Annotated in this window: 18 protein-coding genes; 7 read left to right on the top strand and 11 right to left on the bottom strand. The window is 41.1% G+C overall.

The features are described from left to right. Positions 1-56: 56 nt before the first annotated feature. The 5 genes from K7X70_RS11440 to fumC are packed head-to-tail and all read right to left on the bottom strand — an operon-like array spanning position 57 to position 3,817. Positions 57-617 (bottom strand): DUF1543 domain-containing protein, encoded by a 561-nt coding sequence (locus K7X70_RS11440; protein WP_222537237.1) that lies wholly within the window; start codon positions 615-617, stop codon positions 57-59. A 13-nt stretch (positions 618-630) separates the two neighbouring features. Next, positions 631-1,077 carry a low molecular weight protein-tyrosine-phosphatase gene (locus K7X70_RS11435; protein WP_222537236.1) on the bottom strand — a complete coding sequence of 149 codons (447 nt, stop codon included), beginning with the start codon at positions 1,075-1,077 and terminating at the stop codon, positions 631-633. Between the two features lie 5 nt (positions 1,078-1,082). Next, positions 1,083-1,889 (bottom strand): S1/P1 nuclease, encoded by an 807-nt coding sequence (locus tag K7X70_RS11430; protein ID WP_255607102.1) that lies wholly within the window; start codon positions 1,887-1,889, stop codon positions 1,083-1,085. A gap of 16 nt (positions 1,890-1,905) precedes the next feature. Continuing rightward, positions 1,906-2,400 (bottom strand): fumarate hydratase, encoded by a 495-nt coding sequence (locus K7X70_RS11425; RefSeq protein WP_222537235.1) that lies wholly within the window; start codon positions 2,398-2,400, stop codon positions 1,906-1,908. A gap of 19 nt (positions 2,401-2,419) precedes the next feature. After that, entirely contained in the window at positions 2,420-3,817 is a 1,398-nt protein-coding gene (fumC, locus tag K7X70_RS11420) for a class II fumarate hydratase (RefSeq protein ID WP_222537234.1), read from the bottom strand. A gap of 175 nt (positions 3,818-3,992) precedes the next feature. Here fumC and K7X70_RS11415 point away from each other — a divergent pair, with 175 nt between their 5' ends. Continuing rightward, entirely contained in the window at positions 3,993-5,210 is a 1,218-nt protein-coding gene (locus K7X70_RS11415) for a serine hydrolase domain-containing protein (protein ID WP_222537233.1), read from the top strand. Here the strand turns inward: K7X70_RS11415 and recG are convergent, their stop codons facing one another. The 6 genes from recG to meaB form a co-directional block, all read right to left on the bottom strand. Beyond that, a complete protein-coding gene (gene recG / locus K7X70_RS11410) occupies positions 5,211-7,316 on the bottom strand; it encodes an ATP-dependent DNA helicase RecG (protein ID WP_222537232.1) in 2,106 nt (701 codons plus the stop codon). Positions 7,317-7,319: 3 nt separating this feature from the next. Then, positions 7,320-8,231: an EamA family transporter gene (locus K7X70_RS11405; RefSeq protein ID WP_222537231.1), complete on the bottom strand. Its 912-nt coding sequence runs from the start codon at positions 8,229-8,231 to the stop codon at positions 7,320-7,322. A 3-nt stretch (positions 8,232-8,234) separates the two neighbouring features. Continuing rightward, the gene (locus K7X70_RS11400; RefSeq protein ID WP_222537230.1) at positions 8,235-8,621 is read right to left on the bottom strand and encodes a RidA family protein; all 387 of its coding nucleotides are present in this window, start codon (positions 8,619-8,621) and stop codon (positions 8,235-8,237) included. A gap of 22 nt (positions 8,622-8,643) precedes the next feature. Beyond that, on the bottom strand, positions 8,644-8,778 hold the full coding sequence (locus tag K7X70_RS24555) for a DUF6728 family protein (protein ID WP_348636309.1): 135 nt from the start codon (positions 8,776-8,778) through the stop codon (positions 8,644-8,646). Between the two features lie 80 nt (positions 8,779-8,858). Then, on the bottom strand, positions 8,859-10,184 hold the full coding sequence (locus K7X70_RS11395) for an OmpA family protein (protein ID WP_222537734.1): 1,326 nt from the start codon (positions 10,182-10,184) through the stop codon (positions 8,859-8,861). A gap of 409 nt (positions 10,185-10,593) precedes the next feature. After that, complete coding sequence (meaB, locus tag K7X70_RS11390; RefSeq protein ID WP_222537229.1) at positions 10,594-11,487, bottom strand: methylmalonyl Co-A mutase-associated GTPase MeaB; 894 nt, start codon at positions 11,485-11,487, stop codon at positions 10,594-10,596. Between the two features lie 52 nt (positions 11,488-11,539). Between meaB and K7X70_RS11385 the strand changes: the two genes are divergently transcribed. From K7X70_RS11385 to K7X70_RS11360, 6 genes are all read left to right on the top strand, one after another. After that, positions 11,540-12,538: a glycosyltransferase family 2 protein gene (locus K7X70_RS11385; protein ID WP_222537228.1), complete on the top strand. Its 999-nt coding sequence runs from the start codon at positions 11,540-11,542 to the stop codon at positions 12,536-12,538. Positions 12,539-12,544: 6 nt separating this feature from the next. Beyond that, positions 12,545-13,279: a glycosyltransferase family 2 protein gene (locus K7X70_RS11380; RefSeq protein WP_222537227.1), complete on the top strand. Its 735-nt coding sequence runs from the start codon at positions 12,545-12,547 to the stop codon at positions 13,277-13,279. Between the two features lie 100 nt (positions 13,280-13,379). Further along, complete coding sequence (locus tag K7X70_RS11375; RefSeq protein ID WP_222537226.1) at positions 13,380-15,200, top strand: ABC transporter ATP-binding protein; 1,821 nt, start codon at positions 13,380-13,382, stop codon at positions 15,198-15,200. A gap of 2 nt (positions 15,201-15,202) precedes the next feature. Further along, a complete protein-coding gene (locus tag K7X70_RS11370; RefSeq protein ID WP_222537225.1) occupies positions 15,203-16,000 on the top strand; it encodes a hypothetical protein in 798 nt (265 codons plus the stop codon). A 2-nt stretch (positions 16,001-16,002) separates the two neighbouring features. Further along, complete coding sequence (locus tag K7X70_RS11365; RefSeq protein ID WP_222537224.1) at positions 16,003-16,884, top strand: glycosyltransferase family 2 protein; 882 nt, start codon at positions 16,003-16,005, stop codon at positions 16,882-16,884. A gap of 6 nt (positions 16,885-16,890) precedes the next feature. After that, positions 16,891-18,105, top strand: a complete 1,215-nt coding sequence (locus K7X70_RS11360; RefSeq protein WP_222537223.1) for a glycosyltransferase — start codon at positions 16,891-16,893, stop codon at positions 18,103-18,105. Positions 18,106-18,144: the final 39 nt, after the last annotated feature.

The raw sequence follows: 18,144 nt of genomic DNA, 5'->3' as shown, positions 1-18,144 counted from the left end.
CTTTCTTAGATCCCGTGATTCCTTAGATTTTAGACTCCCTCAAATTTCTCAGGTCTTTAAAGCCTGCTCAGCTTGAAATAGCCTAGATGGATTTCATCCTCTGGCAAACCTTCTTTTAGAGTGATTTTCAGTTCGTAATTACTTTTTATCAGTTCAGGCAATACATCGACCACCTCAAAAGCATCATCCACATCTACTCCGTACTTATCATCAATATGAGAAGTTGCGCCCTCAAAGCCGGCATGTTTGTAAAATGCGGTTTGTTTAGCTTGCTGTATCGCATTTGCCATATCAGGAGCAACGATGAGCAGCTTATAGTGAGGCTCATCAAACTCATTCCGTTTATACCCGCCAAGGTTCATGAAAAACAATTTATGCTGCTGTGCTTCTTTTAAAGTACCAGCGGGCACTACTTCTATCTGGTAGCCATCAACTGCTGTTACTTCACGCCAGGCATCTACATGGATTTTTTCTCCTGCTTCGGGCCAGCAATCAAGAATTTCTTGTTTCAAGTCTTTTAAAGCTGTTGCTACAGAGAAAAGCATGTCATGCTGTTCAATCCGACGAGGCGGCGGTGTACAGCCTAGCATCAGCATAAACAGTTTTGGTGATTCCATAGGGGCAATAAGATTAGGATTGAGCTTTTATTTCTTCCAGAATTTGTTTGCAGCGGGCTTCGATTTGCAGGAACACCGGTTCAAACAATTTATCATCAAAATAAGGGTCTGCAACTTCCAGGTTTTCTGGTAAGAAGAGCATTACTTTTTCACGGTGATGTGCTTCCTCTGCCAGTCTCAAGACATCTTTTTCGTTCTGCTGATCCATCACCAGAATCTTGTCGAATGCTTCAAAGTGATCCGCATTAAAATGTCTGGCTCTTTGTTTGGAGATGTCATAACCATGCTTTTTTGCGATGGCAATACTTCTTCTATCGGCAGGCTCGTTAATATGCCAGTCGCCAGTACCAGCAGAAGCAATCTGCCAGTCCAAACCTTCTGCTTCTACCAAATGGCGCATCACGCCTTCCGCTAGCGGAGAACGGCAGATATTGCCCAGGCAAACCATTAGAATTTTCATATTTCTTAGCTATAAATTTCGTTCAGAATATTGGCTAAGCAAATCCCACCTTTTAGCAATTGTGCATCCAGCAGGCCTGCAAAGTCATAATTATATTTGTAACTCAACTTCGCTTCAGGTTTTGTTTCTGCATAAATTCTATTGCAGGCTTCATAAGAACCATAAACGTAGTCTTTTAAAGAATTGCTTTTCCAAGCGGTCAGCTGCTCTTTTGTTGGGTGGTTAATCGCATCGGCATATTCTGTATAGCTCAATTGCTGGTAACCGATTAAGGCTTCATCCCAAACCCTGTGCAGGTTAGATTTTTCACCAAACCAGGTTACATATACTTTATTGCCACCAAGATCTTCCTTACGTGCGGTGTGCATCGGTTGGTTTAAATCACCTACCATATGAACCAGCATACGCATTGCTAATACTTTTTGATCTGCAGTACTGGCCTGGTTTTTCAGGATGGCTACCATTTCCAGCGTCTTGTTGTACACATTGGCATCGTGGTCTGTATCCAGAAAGTTAAATACACCTTGTTTATCCAATCCACCAGGAAGGTTTACAAAATGCCAGTTGTACAAATAATTGTAAGCGGTATCAGATTTAATGAAATCGCCCCAATTACTCGCCATGGCCAGGCTTTCTGTACCCAATACACCTCTTACGCCTTTAAGGGCTTTTTTAGTCAGGTGACTTTCTGCTACTTGTCCAACAATACGGTGTCCAAGCATTCCCCATGCATTTGCATTTAAAGGTAGATATGCCATAACTGCTACGGTTAGGGCAATTTTCAATGATCTTTTGATCGATTTTGTGTTCATTAGAATTAATATTTACTTATAACGATTTGGGTTCGCAGACGATCTTTTCTTTCAAGACCAGGTTACATTCCCTTTGATCACTGGCATTCACCAGCGACAATTCATTCGGTTCAAAAGACTTGACAAAAAAGCTCCTCACATATCTGCCGATTTGATAGCAACCGGTTACTTTCTGTTTATAATTGGCTTTGGTATAGGTACCTTCCAGAATCAGACTGTCGTTGCGGACCTCATAAACTCCTTTGGCATATTCCTTCCAGACGCCATTATTAAAACAAGAATCAGCATAGTAGTTCACCTTAGAGTAAGTGGTCAAATCTACATAGAACGAGTCGCAGGTAAATTTGAACTTATGCTGCGTATAATTCAGCAATTGCTCTTTGTGAGGGATACTATCCTGATTCCAAACACCCTGCAAAAAAGCCTCACCTTTCCCCTGTACATTAGGTAGTCTGCTGCAAGAAGCAAACAGACCTGAAACCAGTAAAAGGGATAATATCAATCTCCACATATCCGGGTATTTTTATAAATTATTTTAAACTGCCAACCATATCTTCCGGACGTACCCACTCGTCGAATTGCTCGCCGGTCAGTAAACCCAATTCTATTGCTGCAGCGCGTAAAGTTTTGTTTTCTTTATGTGCTTTCTTAGCGATTTTAGCTGCATTTTCATAACCTACATGAGGATTTAAAGCAGTAACCAGCATCAGAGAGTTCTCTAAATGTTTTTTAATTTCTGGTAAGTTTGGTAAAATACCTTCTGCGCATTTATCATTGAATGACACACAAGCATCACCAATTAAACGTCCTGACTGTAATACGTTAGCTGCAATTACCGGTTTGAACACATTTAGTTCAAAATGACCGTTGCTGCCACCGATACCAACTGTGACATCATTACCCATTACCTGTGCACAAACCATCGTCAATGCTTCTGGCTGTGTAGGATTTACTTTTCCTGGCATGATAGAAGATCCCGGCTCATTGTCTGGAATGATGATCTCACCGATGCCACAACGTGGACCAGAGCTCAGCATTCTGATGTCATTACCAATTTTCATTAACGCTACTGCCGTACGTTTGTAAGCTGCCGACAATTCTACCATAGCATCATGTGCTGCCAAAGCTTCAAATTTATTCGGAGCCGTTACAAAAGGAAGTCCGGTCAGTTCTGCAATTTTAGCAGCGACCAACACATCATAACCTTTAGGCGTATTCAATCCTGTACCTACAGCAGTACCACCAAGTGCAAGCTCAGAGATCATCACTAAAGCATTTTTTATGGCTCTAACACTATTGTCAATTTGCTGTACATATCCTGAGAATTCCTGTCCCAATGTCAATGGCGTTGCATCCATAAAGTGGGTACGGCCTGTTTTTACGATATCGCTAAATTCCGCAACTTTACCGCTTAAAGTATGGCGTAATTTTTCTAATCCCGGAATGGTAATCTCAACTGCCTGTTTGTAAGCCGCGATGTGCATTGCCGTTGGATAAGTATCATTTGAAGACTGTGATTTGTTCACATCATCGTTAGGGTGCAAAACTTTTGCCGCATCAGCAAGTGAGCCACCATTCAGCACATGTGCACGATTGGCAATCACCTCATTGGCATTCATGTTACTTTGCGTTCCTGAACCTGTTTGCCAGATCACTAAAGGAAACTGCTCATCTAAAGCACCAGCAATCACTTCATCACAAGCTGTAGCAATCAATGCTGCTTTTTCTGCTGTCAACACGCCTAACTCTGTATTCGCTAATGCTGCTGCTTTTTTCAAATAACCAAAAGCATGTATGATTTCCTTTGGCATAGAAGCCTCAGGCCCTATTTTAAAATTATTACGTGAACGTTCGGTTTGAGCCCCCCAATATTTATCGGCAGGTACCTGCACTTCACCCATGGTATCGTGTTCAGTTCTAAAATTCATAGTGTTTTTTTTGTGATGACAAATTTAGTTTTTTATAATTTAATGGTAGCGCTATTCTTCAAATGTATACAATTTCATAAGGTAAATAATAGGTACTGATAATGTTTAAAACTCTTTTACGTTTAAAAGGTTAATATTCCTTAATTTTCCAGTCTTTAAAGCACCATCATTATTCATGACTTATCGTAATATTCTAGCCGTAGCTACAGTAGCCACTTTATTATTCTTTTCCTGTTCAAATTCCAAAAAACCTGCGACACTTGCTGAGCCAAGTAAGGAGCGTACTGTGGAGGATGACAAGGCCGACAGCTTGCTATTGGTTTATAACCCTGCCAAGGGCGATAAATGGATTGCCGACTTTGTACAGAACCTACATAAAAAATATGGATTTAATGGCAATATGCTGGTGGCTAAAGATGGTAAGATCTTATATGAAAAGGCAATTGGATGGGCAGACTACCTGCACCGTGACAGTTTAAAAATCAACTCTGAATTTGAGCTGGCATCCATTACCAAAACCTTTACTGGTACGGCAATCATGCAATTGATTGAGCAGGGAAAATTAAAGCTGACCGATGATGTGAAGAAATTCTACCCGAACTTCCCTTATGAAGGCATCAATGTAAAATTGCTGCTGACTCACCGCAGCGGTATGATGAATTATGTTTATTTTACTGATGGCATCTGGAAAGATAAGAAAAAACCGATGAGTAACAACGATGTGATGAACCTGATTGCCGAGCATAAACCTAACCGCTATGCTAAACCGGATACCCGTTTTCATTACAACAACTCCAATTATATGGTACTGGCTGCCATCATCGAAAAGGTGACCGGCAAACCTTACTCCGACTACATGATGGAGCATATTTTCAAACCTGCGGGAATGAAAAACACACACGTCTACTCTACCACTGTATACCCTAAAATCCCTGTCGACGTAGTTGGTCACGACCGTACCTGGAGATACTCTGTAGTACAGAATTTCCTGGATGGCCCTGTTGGTGATAAAGGAATTTACAGTACGATCCATGATTTAGTATTGTATGACAAAGCCTTGAAAAATGGCAGATTGCTAACAAAAGCAAGTTTGGACTCTGCTTATCAAGGACATAACAAAGCCATCAATGGCCACTTTAACTACGGTTATGGATGGAGAATGTTTGATGGTGAGAATGGCAGAAAAGTAGTTTACCACACGGGATGGTGGCATGGATTCAGACACATCTATGTGCGTGATGTACAGAAGAACATTGTGGTGATCTTCCTTGGCAACCTGACCAATGGCAGTTTAATGCATTTGGATGATTTATATAAACATCTGGGTATGCCGATTATCAGAAAAGGAGCTTATTCAGGTACTGGATCATTACCAGGCAGCGACGAAGACTAATTAAGAAATTTTATCTAAAGCAATACCTCTGCTTCTTTTCGCGAGGTATGTTTTTAAAAGACTATTTTCCGGGAGTTCCAGCTGTGGATCTCCCGCGAGAATATCCATCACCGTTGACCTCGCCTCTTGTAAAATCAATTGATCAGTGGCTAGATTGGCTAGTTTTAATTCCAGTACCCCACTTTGCTGTGTACCAGTCAGGTCTCCAGGACCGCGCAGCTGCAAATCGATTTCAGAAATCTCAAAACCATTATTCGTCTTCACCATTGTATCTAAACGCAAACGTCCGTCGGCACTCAGCTTATTGCCGGACATCAGGATACAATACGACTGCTCGGCGCCCCTTCCAACCCTTCCACGCAATTGATGAAGCTGTGACAGCCCAAAACGTTCTGCGTTTTCAATGATCATGATCGATGCATTCGGTACGTTTACCCCTACCTCAATTACCGTGGTGGCCACCATAATCTGGCTTTTACCATCAATAAACTGCTGCATCTCGAACTGCTTTTCCGCATTTTTCATCTGCCCATGAACAATACTGATCTGAAAATCTGGTCGGGGGAACTGATAGCTCATCTGCTCTATTCCTGCTTCCAGGTTCAGCAGATCCAGTTTCTCACTTTCTTTGATCAATGGATAAACTACGTAGACTTGTCGGCCTTTAGCAATCTCTTCCCGCATAAAACCGAACATGCGCAAGCGCTGACCTTCAAAAAAATGACGGGTTTCAATCGGCTTCCTGCCTACCGGCAATTCATCAATCGAGGAAACATCCAGGTCTCCGTATAAAGTCATGGCCAATGTACGTGGAATAGGCGTCGCAGTCATCACCAAAATATGAGGTGGGATCGCATTTTTACGCCAAAGTTTAGCCCGCTGTTCCACTCCAAAACGGTGCTGTTCATCGATTACTACTAAAGCCAGATTTTTAAAAACTACTTTATCTTCAATCAAGGCATGGGTACCTACCAGGATATCAATTTCTCCGGATTCCAGTTCCGCATGCAATTTTATACGCTGCTTTTTGGTGCTGCTCCCGGTCAGGATGCCTACTTTAGCCAGGCGGCCATCCAACAGCGAAGTGATAGATTCATAATGCTGACGTGCCAAAATTTCTGTAGGTGCCATCATACAAGCCTGGAATCCGTTGTCCTTAGCCAATAACATACTCATCAGCGCCACAACAGTCTTCCCGCTTCCTACATCTCCCTGCACCAGACGGTTCATCTGAATGCCTCGCTGTGTGTCTGTCCTGATTTCTTTAATCACCCGCTTTTGTGCCCCTGTCAGTTCAAAAGGCAGGATTTCTTTATAGAAAGTATTCACACTTTCCCCAACGGAGTTAAACGGATGTCCTTTAAACTTCCATTCTCTAATTTGCTTATTGTGCAATAACTGCAGCTGGATATAGAACAGTTCTTCAAATTTCAACCGGCGTTCTGCTCCTTTTAAAGCCTTCACATCTCTTGGAAAATGGATACTCAGCAGCGCTTCTTTTTTAGTCACCATCTGGTATTTATCCAGAATATAAGCCGGCAGACTTTCTTTTACTTCCGACAGGTGCTGCTCCAATACCAGCGTCTGTAATTTCTGAATCCCTTTACTGTCGAGGAAGAATTTTTTAAGTTTTTCCGTGGAGTTATAAACTGGTTGTAAACGAAGATTTCCGGTGATCGTTGCTGGTCTCGGGTAGTTTTCCAGTTCTGGATGAGAGATGCTAAAGCCACCGTTAAAAGCCGTTGGTTTTCCAAAAACAATATACACTTTACCACGCTGCACATTTTCATCGACCCATTTCAAACTTTGAAACCACACCAATTCTATTGAGCCGGTTTCGTCGGTTAAACGGGCCACAATCCTTTTCTTATGCTTCTCCCCAATCTGTTCTTTTCCGGTAATCCGCCCCAATACCTGCACATAAGGCAATTCGCTGTTCAGCTCATTTACCTTATAAAACCGGGTACGGTCGATGTAACGAAAAGGAAAATAATTGAGTAAATGATCGTAGGTGAAAATACGCAGCTCCTTTTGCAGGAGTTCCGCACGCTTAGGCCCTACGCCTTTCAGGTACTCGATAGTGGAATCTAAACTGGAAGCAAACAAGAGTTAAATATTTTTTTTCCTAAAGGTAAGGATATCTTTAATGATGCTCCAATTAAATACGACAACAGAGACCATCAACAGGAAATAAGCGATCAGTTTATTGGAGTCTACGTGTTCATCAAAGTAAAAGATGGCCACATTAAAAGCAATGATAGGGTTCACATAAATGATGATGCCCAAGGTTGAAGAAGGAATTCCGATCAATGCGTACAGGCTGAGGAACAGCGGAATGATGGTAAAGAATACGGCCACTACAATGATGTTGCCCCAAAACCAGGCAGAATCAGGAATTCCGCCATGCTGAAAAACATAAAATGGCAGCATGAGGATGACGGCAAGACCGATCTGCAGCGCGAGGACATTGAGCTTGTCCAGGTTTTGCATTTTCCGCTGAATGATCAGGTAAAACGCATATAGGGAAGCAATGATTACTGACCACAATACTTCCACAAAGGAGCCGGTGGCCAGCAGGATGATACTCAGCAGGGCAATGGCCAGAGAGATCAGTTTTAATTTTGATAAATGTTCTTTGAGGAGGATAAAACCACCAAATGCAGTAATCAATGGGCAAACCATGTAAGCAAAGGCTGCCGATTGAAGACTGACATTATTTACAGCATAAATATAGGTGTACCAGTTAGAGACAAGGAGTACCGTAGACGCAGTAATCTGCAATGCGATGGTGTTCTTTTCCTTCTTGCCTAAACCGGCAATATAATCCAGATCTTTTCTGATTTGCTTTTTTCTAAAGGCCAGTATCGCAATCCATAAAAAAACCAGGGAGGTAAAGATCCTGTAATAAAGAATTTCCTCGGAAGGGAAAGCCTTTAAGTTTCTCAATGGAATGGAGAAGAAACCCCAGATGGCAAAAGATAAAATGCCGGCAAAGAAATACCTGAGATTAGACTTCCCCAAAACTTATCCTTTACAAGCGATGATAGAAATTTCTACGTTTACCCCTTTAGGCAAGCCTTTAACGGCAACGGTTTCGCGGGCAGGAAAATTACTTTTGCTGTCGAAATAAGAACCGTATACTTCATTCACTTCATTAAACAAAGCCATATCGGTTAAGAAAATAGTGGTCTTTACAATATCACCAAAGCTATAAGAAGCCTCTAATAATACCGCCTTAATATTTCTCATCACCTGGTGTGTTTCTTCAGAGATGGAAGTCATGGTCAATTCTCCGTTTAAGGGATTGATGGCCACCTGACCTGATAAGAATAAGAAACCATTTGCTTTTACAGCCTGGCTATAAGGACCAATTGGAGCCGGCGCATTGTCGGTGTTAAATATTTGCTTCATAATTATATAGGTTTATTTTATGCTAAAAAAGCCAGCTGATCAGCTTATAGAGCAAACCAGCTACAAAAACAGAGATGGCAACGGCATTAATGACGTGCATAATCTTCAGATTGATATTGGTTGGTCGATTCGGATCTTTCTTTCTAAATAGATACATACGTCTCACAAATGTAGGCATAAAAAAAAGAGGGCTTCAAAAATGAAGCCCTCTTTTTTTCAATATTTACTTAGAAATAATTAGTTTCTAGCAGTTTCAACACGACGGTTTTGGATACGACCTTCTTCAGTATCGTTAGAAGCGATTGGATTAGCTTCACCATGACCTTTAGTGATTACTTGACTAGCGTTAACTCCAGAGTTAACTAAGTAAGTTTTCACAGAGTTGGCTCTGTCTTTAGATAATTTTAAGTTGTAAGCAGCAGTACCTTCGCTTGAAGCATAACCGTTAACAGTTACTTTACCACCACCATCACGCAATACAGAAGATAATTTATCTAAAGTAGGGTATGAATCAGTTTTAAGAACTGAAGAGTTAAATTCAAATTGGATTCTTTCGAAACCAGTTACATTGCTATTGTCAACTACAGCAACTTCTACTTTAGGTAGAGGACAGCCTGAACCATCAACTGCAACTCCTGCTGGAGTACCTGGACATTTATCGAATTGATCAGCAACACCGTCACCATCAGAATCTTTTTTCAAATCTTCAACAGATTTTTCAACGTTAGATACACGAGTTTTCAATGCTTCAACTTCTTGACGTAATGAAGGATCTTTCAATTCATCATACATTAAAGCTAAAGGATTAACCCAGTCAAGGTTTGGTTTAGATTTAGAACCTAGAGAGAATTCTAGACCTGCATAACCGTAAGAGAATTTATCTTTAGTAGTTGCTTTTGCATATACTCCGTCAAAATTATCACCATCGATGAAGTGCATCGTGTAACCTAAGTTAAATGACACACGGTCAGATACTTTAAATTTAACACCAGCTCCAACTGGGATATAAGCTTCTTTAATGAAGTCTTTATCACCGTTCTCACCAAATTTACCTTTGTTGTCTTTTCCGTCAACGATTGGGTTATAAGCAACTAAACCGTAACCAGCAGTTACGAAGAAGTTTACTGAGTTCTCACGACGTAAGAAATCTACAGTAGCTACGTTAACAACACCTCTTAAGTCAATAGCATATTGCATTTCTGTTTCGAAACCTTTGATACCACCACCTAAAGCGTCTGGACCAGGGTTGTTAGTTCCAGAAACTTTTCCACGGAAAATGTTACCTTCTAAACCAAATGCATGACCTAGTTGTTTTCTTAATGATAAACCATAACCTAAGTTAACGTCCATCTTATTGAAGTCATTAGTACCACCGATAGCAACAAATGGAGATAAAACACCACCGTTTACACCGATCGACCATGATCTGTACTGTGCTCTTCCACCAAATACCTTGGCTGAAGATGAAGTCGCTGGAGTTTCTTGTGCATTAGCAAGAGTCGTTGCTCCCATTAACGCTACGAAAGAGACTGCAAGACCCTTTTTTAAAGTAGAATAATTCATAATTTTCTTTTTTAAGGTTAAACAAATTAATTGTATAATTTTTTGCGTAGCAAAACTAAACAATTTTTTAAATTCCCACAATAGATATACAAACTCCGTTCCAAAGTTTCGAAGCAAGACTAATTGTGTAAATCCAGCACCGCTGTAACTGAATATTTTTCCAAATAAGAACATACAAATGAGCCTATCGTTTTGTTTTAAAAAAATAAAACATGCTGATAAACAGCATAATAAACAATATTACTCCAAAACAAAGACCCTCAATCACTATAAATTGGAGAAAGTGTAAAAAATACAAGCTTGATATTTTTTTGATAAAAAATATTCCTGATTTGGCACGATTGTCCTACCTGTTCAGCATTCGATTCCTTTTTTACATACAAATCGTCTATATAGCGAATTGAGAAATTTAGGAATTGATCCAGCGGTCAGTAAATTTATAGATATTGAAATCTGGGTCTTTTAGCGCCACCTGTATGGCTTCAAGCAATGCCCGCTTGTCTAAGCTGGCCATCCTGTAATGCTGAATGATCTTCAGTGCCTTTTCTGCAAGCAGGAAAGGCCGGCGTTCGTTATCGGCAGCACTGGGCGCCATCAGCCAGGTACAGAGCTCGGCTATCCCTATATTTTTGTCTGCCACCGTTTTAAAGATCGGCGTTTGCTGATGCTGGTGGTACATTAATTTCTGCAGGTTGTTCGCAAAAGTATCAGCACCTTCCCGATCTGCCTTGTTCACCACAAATGCCTGTGCAATTTCCATTAGGCCAGATTTAATGTGCTGGATTTCATCCCCGGACTCCGGCACGAGCACGACTACGGTTTTATCAGCTAATCCAGCTATTTCAATCTCCGACTGCCCCACTCCTACGGTTTCAACAAAAATCAGATCGAAATTAGCCGCTTTAATCACATCTACCATTTCTATCGTTTTAGCGGAGATCCCTCCAAGCGCACCTCTGGTAGCAATAGACCTTATATATACGTTAGGATTATTGAAGTGCTGAGACATACGAATCCGATCCCCTAGCAAGGAACCAAAATTGAAAGGAGAAGTAGGATCTACAGCAAGAATAGCAATTCGCTTTCCCTGTGCCGTTAAATGCATGGTGATGGCATTGACCAAGGTACTTTTTCCTGCCCCAGGAGGGCCGGTAATTCCAATTACAGGTGTCTGATTCAGTTCCAGCGACCTTAATAATGCTGCCGCAGGGGGAATGTCATTTTCCACCAGTGTTAAAGCCCTGGCTAGTCCAATGAAGCTGCCTTCTCGTAATTGTGTAAGCAAATGAGCAGATGAATGCATTAAATTATATCTATCTTTGTACAAATAAAGCAATATGTAATTAAGCAGGCGAATGAATTTTAGTATTTCTGTTGTTATTCCGAATTATAACGGAAAATCTTTATTGGCGGATGTTTTACCAAGTGTAGTAATCGCTTTATCTACCCTTCCCTCTTCCAGCGAAATCATCGTAGTGGACGACAACTCGACCGATGATTCCATCGCATTCATCAAAGCGAACTTTCCCGAAATTATTGTTTTAAAAAATGAAATCAACCTGGGTTTTTCAGGGACAATGAACAAAGGCATCTATGCGGCCAGCATGGATTTGGTACTCATCCTCAACAATGATGTGAAACTGCTGCCAGGATATTTTGAAGATCAGCTCCGGTTTTTCGAAAAGCCAGATACCTTTGGCGTCAATGCCACTGTGCTCAACTGGGACAGCGAAATCCTGCAGGGCGGCGGAAAACTGATCAGCAGACACCTTTTCAAAATCAAGGCCAATCAAAACTATTATGTTACCGATCTCCCTGCTGATAAAAATGCGGAATACCTGAGTATGTTCCTTGGCGGGACCAATGCCCTGGTGGATAGAAAAAAGCTCTTGCAGCTTCAAGGTTATAATGAGTTGTTTAGCCCTTTCTATGTGGAGGACGTAGAACTCTCTGTGCGTGCTTTAAGAATGGGTTGGAAAATGTATTACTCGCCAACTTCAGAATGTATGCACCAGGTTTCCACCACCATCAATAAATACAATAAAAAGAAGAAAATCAAATACCTGACATTAAGGAATAAATATTACCTCCACTTTATCCATTTAAGCGGGCTGACTTTATTTGGCTGGTACCTGCAAACTTTCCTGGAAATCGCGATGCGCCTGATCACGCTTAATGGGACACACCTGAAAGCCTTCCTTACTTTTATGAAGACTAAAAAGGAAGCTAAAATCGAGAAGTTCAAATTCCAGCAGCTGATGGCCTTAAATAAGGTGCCTAATCAAGGCCTATTCGACATCATCAGTAATTATAAGGCAGAAACTTTAGCACGAATCCAACCAAAAAACAACTAAGGATCAATGTATATTTCAGCAGTTATCATTACCAAAAACTCCGAAAAAACTATAAAACGCTGTTTGGACAGTATTGCAGATCTTGCAGATGAAGTCCTGATTGTAGATTCGGGTAGTACAGACCGCACGCTAGAAATCGCAGAAAGCTTTGGCTGTGTCATCATCAAAACCCCTTGGTTGGGTTATGGCGCCACTAAAAACCTTGGCCACCAGGCGGCCAGATTCCCTTATATATTATCTTTGGATTCGGACGAAGCACTTTCCTACGCTTTAGTGAAAGAAATGGAACCTGAAAAACTACAGCTGCAGGGCCTATATGAGTTTAGACGCCTGAACAACTACTGCGGTAAATGGATCAAACACGGGGCTTGGTACCCTGACAAAAAAATCCGACTTTTCCCTAAAGAGGTTTTATGGAACCATGCTGCCAGCCATGAAAAGCTGGTACTGACAGAAGATCAGTTGTTGTATACTTTTAAAAGTCCGATTCTTCATTATGCTTACAGCAGCGAAGAAGAACTAAAATCGAAAGTAGAACTGTATGCCAGATTAGGTGCAGAAGACCGCAAACACCTGGACAAAATTGCCGCAATTGGAAAGATGATCTTTTCCCCGATTGTCAGCTTTGTGAAATCTTACTTTATAAAAAGAGGTTTTCAGGATGGCATGGCGGGCTTAAAAATCAGTTACTACATTGCGCTAGGCACCTTTCTTAAATACAAATACCTGCTCCAAAGCTAGTGCTCATGCCCTGACTGCGGCAACTCACATTTCCGGATACCCTGCCTTCTTTAATGCACAAAAATAAAAATTGTAACTTTGGGCGATTTTATCATTTTTAATGAAGACATATTTTAGATTACTGTCCTTTGCGAAGCCTATTGAGAAGTTCGCCATCCCTTATATTATTGCTACATTATTAGCTGTATTTTTCAACACCTTCAACTTTACGCTGCTAGCACCTTTGTTAGATACCCTGTTTTTTGACCAAAGCAGTGCTACAGGAGCAATGAAAGTTGCTGGACAATGGGATTTATTGGCCCAGTTCAAAAACTATATCGCTTCCACCGTAGAGCACTTTGGAAAAGAAGAAGCCTTAAAAATCGTATGTGCGGTAATTTTGGCTTCCGTATTACTTTCTAACTTCTTCCGTTATTTATCACAGCGATTCATGGAAGACTTGAGGGTACATACCTTGCTGAACATTAGAAAAACCGTATTTAACAATGTGATGAACATGCACATTGGCTTTTTCAACAACGAAAGAAAAGGTGATATCATCTCTAAAGTATCATCTGACGTACAGGTAGTACAGTTTACTGTAACCAATACCTTACAGGTGGTTTTCAAAGAGCCCTTGCAATTGCTTTTTTACGTGTTTGTATTGTTCAGCATTTCCGTAAAGCTGACTTTGTTCTCCCTATTGGTGATTCCGGTATCTGGTTTCATCATCAGCAAGATTGTGAAGCGACTGAAAGAACAGGCAACTGCTACACATGAATCCTTTGCAAAAATGATTGGCTTCCTCGATGAGGCATTGAGTGGCATAAAAATCGTAAAAGCCTTTAACTCTACTGAAAGGACTAAAGAAAAATTCCACGCGGAAAACCAGTTCTATTCCAACCTGAACAGAAAAATGGTGAGAAGACAGCAGCTGGCTTCTCCAGTATCACAATCCCTGGGAATTTTTGTCATTGTAATCATTGTATTGTACGGTGGTGGCTTGGTGCTCAGCGGAAGTAAAGAGTTTACTGCTTCAGATTTCATCATGTATATTGCGGTATTCTCTCAGGTGATGCAGCCAGTTAAAGCCATTAGTGACTCCTTTAGCGGCATTCACTCGGGTATTGCTGCCGGCGAAAGGGTATTGGAATTAATTGATACGGAGCCACAGGTGGTCAACAAACCAGGTGCTATCGAATTAAAAGAATTCAAAGAATCGCTGACTTTCGAAAATGTTAGTTTCAGCTATCAGGATAAAGTCGTTTTAAACAACATTAGCTTAACCGTTCCTAAGGGAAAAACCATTGCATTGGTTGGTCCGTCTGGTGGTGGAAAGAGCACTTTAATGGACTTAATCCCTCGTTTCCATGACCCGAAATCAGGCGTAATTAAAATCGACGGACTGAATTATAAAGACTTAACTGTAGAAAGTATCCGCAGTAAAATGGGAATTGTAAATCAGGAATCTTTCCTTTTCAATGATACTATTTTTAACAACATAGCCTTTGCCAATCCTAATGCTTCAGAAGAAGAAGTGATTACCGCAGCAAAAATTGCCAATGCACATGAATTCATTCTAGGGCAGGAACAAGGTTACCAAACTTATGTAGGTGATCGGGGCGGCAGGTTATCCGGCGGACAAAGACAAAGGATTTGCATTGCCAGAGCAGTATTGGCCAATCCGCCAATCATGTTACTGGATGAAGCGACTTCTGCTTTAGATACAGAATCTGAAAAACTGGTTCAACAGGCTTTAAACAACCTGATGCAAAACAGAACCTCTATTGTGATTGCTCACCGTTTGAGCACCATACAACATGCGGATACGATTGTGGTAATTGAGCAGGGTGAAATCAAAGAAACCGGAAGTCATACTGAATTGATGAGTCATAATGGCTTATACAGACGATTAATAGACATGCAGGCATTTACTGACTAATGATGGAAAACCTTACTGAGCGATCAAGGGCAATCAAACCAGCGGATTACTCGTTCGAGTTTTCGATTTGCAGCCTGGTGACCAGAAAACAGGAATATCAGGAGATGATAGCCAGCTTTCTGGCTTATGGATTTACCGAAGATTGCTGTGAGTTTTTACATGCCGACAATAGTAAGGAATGCACATTTGATGCCTATACTGGCATCAACCGCTTTTTAAAGGAAGCAAAAGGAAAATATGTGATCATCTGTCATCAGGACATTCTGCTGCATAAAGATACGATCCAGGACCTGAGAATCAGACTCTCAGAACTGGATGCATTAGATAAAAACTGGGGCCTTTGCGGCAATGCCGGTGCTGCTGCACCAAACCATGTGGTATACCATATCAGCTATCCTGATACTGGCTTAAAAACAAAAGGTAAATTCCCGTTGAAAGTTGCCGCTCTGGATGAAAACTTTTTGATCGTAAAAAATGAAGCCTGTCTAAAAGTATCAAATGACCTTTCAGGTTTTCATTTATATGGTGCCGATCTTTGTTTACAGGCAGAATTGAACGGATTAAATGCCTATGTGATCGCCTTTGATGTGATCCATAAAAGTAAAGGCAACAGAAATGAAGACTTCTATACCATCCGTAAAGCCCTCATCAAAAAATACAACCGCTTTTTTAGCAGCAGGTGGATTCAAACCAATACTACCATTTTCCATTTATCAGGCTCTTTCCTTGGAAGGCTGGCCGGTAACCCGCTCTCTTTGTTTTTCGCAAAGATGTATTATGGACTAAAGAAGAAAATCTAATCATGGAAGCCCAAATGATCTCTATTGCCCTTTGCACCTATAACGGTGAAAAGCATTTGCATGAACAAATGGACTCCCTGCTGAAACAAGACTATCCAAATCTTGAAATTGTAATTCTGGATGACTGCTCTACAGACCGGACTTATGAATTGCTGCTGCAGTATCAGGAAAAATACCCGCAGATCCGCCTAAATCAAAACAAAGAAAATCTGGGTTTCAACAAAAATTTTGAAGCTGCACTGCTGCAGTGTAAAGGGGAATTCATTGCGATTGCGGATCAGGACGACATCTGGGAACAGGACAAAATCAGCCATTTGGCCGCCAAAATCGGGGATAACCTCTTGATTTACCATGATTCCCTATTAATTGATGTGGATGGACAAACTGCCGGCAGAAAGACGTCCAATACCCACCGTTTTGTAAAAGGCCAGTGTGCCTCCTTTTTACTGTACAACAACTGTGTTTCCGGACATACCTGTTTGATGAGCAAAGCACTTTTACCTCATTTACTGCCCTTTCCGGAAGGTATCTATTATGATTGGTGGATGGCTTATACGGCGGCTTGTCTTGGTAAAATCGACTACCTAGACTTAGCCCTGGTGAAGCACAGAAGACATGCTTCCAGTTCTACCAGTAAAGATAAAATCAGCGGTAAAGCATTGCGCATTAAAAACCTGAGTCTATTTCAGACCCACCCTTTAAATCCGCAAGCCACAAAAACACTGATAAAAGACCTGCTGCATGGTTACGCCGTATTGAAACAGCAGTCTTTTTCCAGGGCTTTATGCTGGACACTCCTTAAAAATTCAAAATCAATATTTTATACCCGACGGAAGTCGCTTTTTTCACAAATCAAGTTCATCCTAAAAGAAAGTACCCGTTAATCCTATATGGCAGCTATATCTAACTCCAGCTTAAACAATGGTCCTAAAAAGCCAGGCACAATGAATACCATTGCCACAAAGTTAAGCCAACTCCTTATTTCTTCCAGCAGATCGAAACCATTAGTAGAGGCTTCAAAAAAGACCCTATTGGTGATCGACGATTACCTTCCTTTTTATGATAAATCTTCTGGCTCAAAAAGACTATTTGAACTGTTAAAGCTATTCATTGGGATGGATTTCAAGGTGATTTACCTGCCGGAAGATGGCAAGGCACCTCAGCCTTATGCCGGAGAACTACAGGAAATGGGCATTGAGATTATCGCCGCCACACCTGGGAAGAGCCATGTAGATCAGTTAAAAGAACGCTTGAATGAATTCCATTATGCCTGGATTTCCAGACCAACGCTGAATAAAAAATATCAGAAAATTCTGAATAAAAACACCAAAACGATTTTTGATACGGTGGATCTTCATTATTTGAGAATGCTTCGTCAGGCAGAAAATGAGGACAATGAAAAGTTAAAACGCAGGGCCCTGAAAACTAAAAAACTAGAACTGTCCTTAGCGCTGAACAGCCATGCCACGGTAACGGTTACAGGAATTGAAAAAGACATCCTGGAAAGAGAAGGGATCGAACATGTTTTCGTCATTCCAAATGTACACTTCCTCCATCCGGACAATAAAAATACGCCTTTTGAGGAACGCAAAGGCATCTTATTTATCGGAGGGTACAAGCATGAACCTAATGTTGATGCGGTAAAATGGTTGGTGGAAGAGATCATGCCTAAAGTATGGGCGGCGGATCCCAGTATTCACCTGACCCTTTTGGGTAGCGACCCCAGTGAAGAATTGCTGGCTTACAATTCTGATCAGGTTTCCGTTCCCGGATACCTGCAGGAGGTGGCCGATTACTTCTATGAAAACCGGATATTTGTTGCGCCATTAAGGTATGGTGCAGGGATGAAGGGAAAAATAGGCCAAAGTATGGAATATGGATTACCTGTGGTTTCTACCAGTATTGGTGTAGAAGGCATGGACCTGATAGATGGCCATAATGTACTGGTTGCCGAAAGCACCAATGATTTTGCCAACCGGATTTTACAATTGTACCAAAATCCAGAACTTTGGTTCTCGATCAAAAACAACTCTATTAAAGCAATCGAAGACTATAGTCCGGCGGAAGTGACCAAAAAGTTAGATAAATTGTTTAAAACGCTGTAAATTCTACAGAATTATATCGCCTAACATCAACCTAAAGCT

This window comes from Pedobacter polysacchareus (assembly GCF_019802255.1).
GTDB lineage: Bacteria > Bacteroidota > Bacteroidia > Sphingobacteriales > Sphingobacteriaceae > Pedobacter > Pedobacter polysacchareus.
Note: the sequence above shows the minus strand (reverse complement) of the source record. Positions and strands in the feature narration are given on the sequence as shown.

Coding starts and splice junctions, on each gene's coding strand:
- K7X70_RS11440 (WP_222537237.1), bottom strand. CDS start 617: ATGGAATCACCAAAACTGTTTATGCTGATGCTAGGCTGTACACCGCCG.
- K7X70_RS11435 (WP_222537236.1), bottom strand. CDS start 1,077: ATGAAAATTCTAATGGTTTGCCTGGGCAATATCTGCCGTTCTCCGCTA.
- K7X70_RS11430 (WP_255607102.1), bottom strand. CDS start 1,889: ATGAACACAAAATCGATCAAAAGATCATTGAAAATTGCCCTAACCGTA.
- K7X70_RS11425 (WP_222537235.1), bottom strand. CDS start 2,400: ATGTGGAGATTGATATTATCCCTTTTACTGGTTTCAGGTCTGTTTGCT.
- fumC (WP_222537234.1), bottom strand. CDS start 3,817: ATGAATTTTAGAACTGAACACGATACCATGGGTGAAGTGCAGGTACCT.
- K7X70_RS11415 (WP_222537233.1), top strand. CDS start 3,993: ATGACTTATCGTAATATTCTAGCCGTAGCTACAGTAGCCACTTTATTA.
- K7X70_RS11400 (WP_222537230.1), bottom strand. CDS start 8,621: ATGAAGCAAATATTTAACACCGACAATGCGCCGGCTCCAATTGGTCCT.
- K7X70_RS24555 (WP_348636309.1), bottom strand. CDS start 8,778: ATGTATCTATTTAGAAAGAAAGATCCGAATCGACCAACCAATATCAAT.
- K7X70_RS11395 (WP_222537734.1), bottom strand. CDS start 10,184: ATGAATTATTCTACTTTAAAAAAGGGTCTTGCAGTCTCTTTCGTAGCG.
- meaB (WP_222537229.1), bottom strand. CDS start 11,487: ATGCATTCATCTGCTCATTTGCTTACACAATTACGAGAAGGCAGCTTC.
- K7X70_RS11385 (WP_222537228.1), top strand. CDS start 11,540: ATGAATTTTAGTATTTCTGTTGTTATTCCGAATTATAACGGAAAATCT.
- K7X70_RS11380 (WP_222537227.1), top strand. CDS start 12,545: ATGTATATTTCAGCAGTTATCATTACCAAAAACTCCGAAAAAACTATA.
- K7X70_RS11375 (WP_222537226.1), top strand. CDS start 13,380: ATGAAGACATATTTTAGATTACTGTCCTTTGCGAAGCCTATTGAGAAG.
- K7X70_RS11370 (WP_222537225.1), top strand. CDS start 15,203: ATGGAAAACCTTACTGAGCGATCAAGGGCAATCAAACCAGCGGATTAC.
- K7X70_RS11365 (WP_222537224.1), top strand. CDS start 16,003: ATGGAAGCCCAAATGATCTCTATTGCCCTTTGCACCTATAACGGTGAA.
- K7X70_RS11360 (WP_222537223.1), top strand. CDS start 16,891: ATGGCAGCTATATCTAACTCCAGCTTAAACAATGGTCCTAAAAAGCCA.